The organism is Nocardia farcinica (assembly GCF_029867845.1).
In the GTDB taxonomy this organism is placed as follows: Bacteria; Actinomycetota; Actinomycetes; order Mycobacteriales; family Mycobacteriaceae; genus Nocardia; species Nocardia farcinica_A.
Genome location: NZ_JARWRU010000009.1, coordinates 1 through 2,861 on the forward strand (window position 1 = coordinate 1; position 2,861 = coordinate 2,861).

4 protein-coding genes are annotated in these 2,861 nt (G+C 72.5%); 2 read left to right on the plus strand and 2 right to left on the minus strand.

Annotation, left to right across the window (positions count from 1 at the left end; all coding sequences use genetic code 11):
* The first annotated feature begins 49 nt into the window (after nt 1-49).
* Complete coding sequence (locus QH283_RS00100) at nt 50-187, plus strand: hypothetical protein (protein ID WP_280500979.1); 138 nt, start codon at nt 50-52, stop codon at nt 185-187.
* A gap of 23 nt (nt 188-210) precedes the next feature.
* Here the strand turns inward: QH283_RS00100 and QH283_RS00105 are convergent, their stop codons facing one another.
* Both QH283_RS00105 and QH283_RS00110 read right to left on the minus strand, forming a co-directional pair.
* On the minus strand, nt 211-1,650 hold the full coding sequence (locus QH283_RS00105; protein WP_280500980.1) for an amidase: 1,440 nt from the start codon (nt 1,648-1,650) through the stop codon (nt 211-213).
* 120 nt (nt 1,651-1,770) lie between these two features.
* A complete protein-coding gene (locus QH283_RS00110) occupies nt 1,771-2,316 on the minus strand; it encodes a YceI family protein (protein WP_280500981.1) in 546 nt (181 codons plus the stop codon).
* 101 nt (nt 2,317-2,417) lie between these two features.
* Here QH283_RS00110 and QH283_RS00115 point away from each other — a divergent pair.
* On the plus strand, nt 2,418-2,861 hold a 444-nt coding region (locus QH283_RS00115; protein WP_280500982.1), incomplete at its 3' end, for a helix-turn-helix domain-containing protein.

Here is a 2,861-nt window from a genome sequence, read left to right on the forward strand (position 1 = left end):
CACCGTAACTAAAAAAAACACCGCGGGCGGCGCGACTAAAAACCGTGGTATGTCCGTGTGGGCCGCGGGCCTGGGCCTCAACCCCATCGGGGGGGTCGAGCCGGTCGCCTTGTTCGTCGACGGGCTCGGCGAGGAGTACGCGGCGGCCCTGCGCCGGGTCTCCGAACGGGCCGCGCTCGCGCGGTGAGCGCGGCAGCCGAGGCGGACGACTCAGGCCTCGTTCCGGGACAGGACGGGGTCGGTGATCTTCGGGAACGGGGCCACGGCCTCGAGTTCGTAGGCCAGCCGCAGCAGCGTCCGCTCGTCGCCGTGCGGGGCGAACAGCTGGATCGAACCGGGCAGGCCGTTGCCGAACAGCCCGTGCGGCAACGAGATCGCCGGGCCGCCCGCGATGTTCGCGATCGGGGTGAAGGCGACGTAGTCGACCAGCTTGGCGAACAACTCGTCGGCGGGCTGCGCGGGCGACTGCTCGCCGAGCAGCGGCGCCGGGTGACCGAGCGTCGGGGTGAGCAGCACGTCCACGCCGTCGAAATGCCTGGCGTACAGCTCGGGGCCGGTGCGCAGCCTGCGGATCGCGCCGGGCAGCCGGTGCGGGGCGCGAGCCACCTTGCGCGCGAGACCCTTGGTGAACGGGTCGAGCTTGCGCGGGTCGAACCGGCGGCCGTGGCCGATCCGGTAACTGGCCGACAGCAGCACCGCGAACATCGACCAGTACAGCCGGAACGCCTCGACGAAGTCCTCGTCGAGCAACAGGCGGCGCTCGACGATGTCGTGGCCCTGGGCGGCGAAGGTGTCCGCGGCCGAGCGGAGCACCCGGTCGGTCTCGGGGTGCACGGCATGGCCGCGCAGGTCGTAGCGGATGAGGCCGATGCGCAGCCTGCGCTCGTCCGGGCCCTCGACCAGCCCGATCGGCGGCAGGCCCGGCTCGGGGCGGTACTGCTCGGCGGCCGCGACGTAGTGGGCGGTGTCGCGCACCGTGCGGGTGAGCACGCCCTCGGTGACCAGATTGACCGGCAGCTGCCGCGCGCCCGGCTCGTCGAGCAGGCGGCAGCGGGTCACCTTCAACCCGACCAGCCCGTTGACCGCCGCCGGGATGCGGATCGATCCGCCGCCGTCGTTGCCGTGCGCGATCGGCACCGCGCCGGAGGCGACCAGCGCCCCCGACCCGCCGGAGGAGGCGCCCGCCGAGTACTCGGGATGCCACGGATTCCTGGTGGGCGGGCGGTCGGCGTACTCGGTGCTGGCCGTCAGGCCGAACTCGCTGAGCGTGGACTTGCCGAGCACGGTGAACCCCTGCGCGAGGAACTGCCGCGCAGGCGGGCTGTCCGCCTTCGCCGGGTGCGGATCGAACGCCGAAGAGCCGTGACAGGTCGGCAGGCCCGCGACATCGGCGTTGTCCTTGACGAAGGTCGGCACCCCGGCGAACAGGCCAGCGGCCGGGGGCTGCCTGCGCGCCCGCTCGAAGCAGTCCACCTGCACCGCGTTCAGCTCCGGCTGCACCTTCCGCACCCTGGCGATGGCGGCCTCGAGCACCTCCTCGCGGCTCACCTCGCCGTCGCGTATCCGGGCGGCGACCCCGAGGGCGTCGAGATCGCCCAGCGCGTCGTCGGTGAAGGCGTGCACTGCGGTCGTGCCGGGTCGAGCGTTCATACGGGTCCGTGCTTTCGTCGTCGCTGTCGTGCGCGGGCTGTGTGTGCTGTGAGCGCGTGCACAGCCCGCACCTGCGACAGTAACCCCCGCTCCGAACGGGCGGCGACGGTATCGACCGGCTCAGGCTGGCTCGATCAGCTGGATCTCCAGCTCAACCTTCACCGTGTTGCCCAGCAGGCCCGGGGCCGCCGCGCCGACGCCGAGGGCGAGCCGGTCGACGGTGCCGACCGCCGAGAAGCCCGCGTGCCTGACGCCGGTGCCCGGCAGTTCCTGGATGCCGCCCCACTCCACCTCCAGCGTCACCGGCGTGCTGCGCTCGCCGATGGTCACCTCGCCGGGCACGGTGAACTCCTCGCCGATCCGCACCGGCCCGCTCGCGCGGAAGGTGAGGGTGGGACGGTTGGCGACGTCCAGGAAGTCGGCCGCGCGCACGTGTTCGTCACGGGCCGGGTTGCCGGTGTCGAAGGAGTTCAACCGGATGGTGGCGCCGATGGTGGCCGCGCCGGTGTCGTCGACGCGGAATTCGGTCTCGAAGTCGGTGAAGCGGCCGCGCACCTTCGCGATGCCGAGGTGGCGGATGCTGAAGGCCACCGAGGAGTGCGCGCTGTCCAGCTCCCAGGAGCCGGGCTTCAGCAGGGTCGGGGTTTCGTTCGTGCTCGTGGTCATGGCTTCGAGCCTGGGCCCGGTCGAGGCGGGTACCAAGGCCGCGGTTTTCCTGGACCTGACAGGGCCAGGCCGGCGGTGCCCGGATCGGCCATGATGGGAATGTGAGCGCCAACAGGTTCGCCGAATTCCTCGTCGCCCGCCGCGCCGAGCTGCGCCCCGCCGACGTGGGGCTGCCCGATATCGGTCGTCGCCGCACCCCCGGCCTGCGCCGCGAGGAGGTCGCCGTCCGGGCCGGGGTGAGTGCGGACTACCTGGCCAGGCTGGAACAGGGCCGCGACACCAACCCCTCGCTGGCCGTCGTCGACGCCCTCGCCGACGCGCTGTTGCTCGACGAGGCGCAACGCCAGCACTTCGGCCTGCTCGCCATGACCGCGGGCCACGAGGGACGCTGCGGCTCGCACGAGCCGACGACCACCGTCCCCGAATCGGTCGCCGCCGTGCTCCGCGCTTTGGAACCGACCCCGGCGTTCGTGCGCGGCCGCGCCCTCCAGGTGCTCGCCCACAACGATGCCTGGGCCGATCTCGTCGCCCCGCTCGGTCTGCTC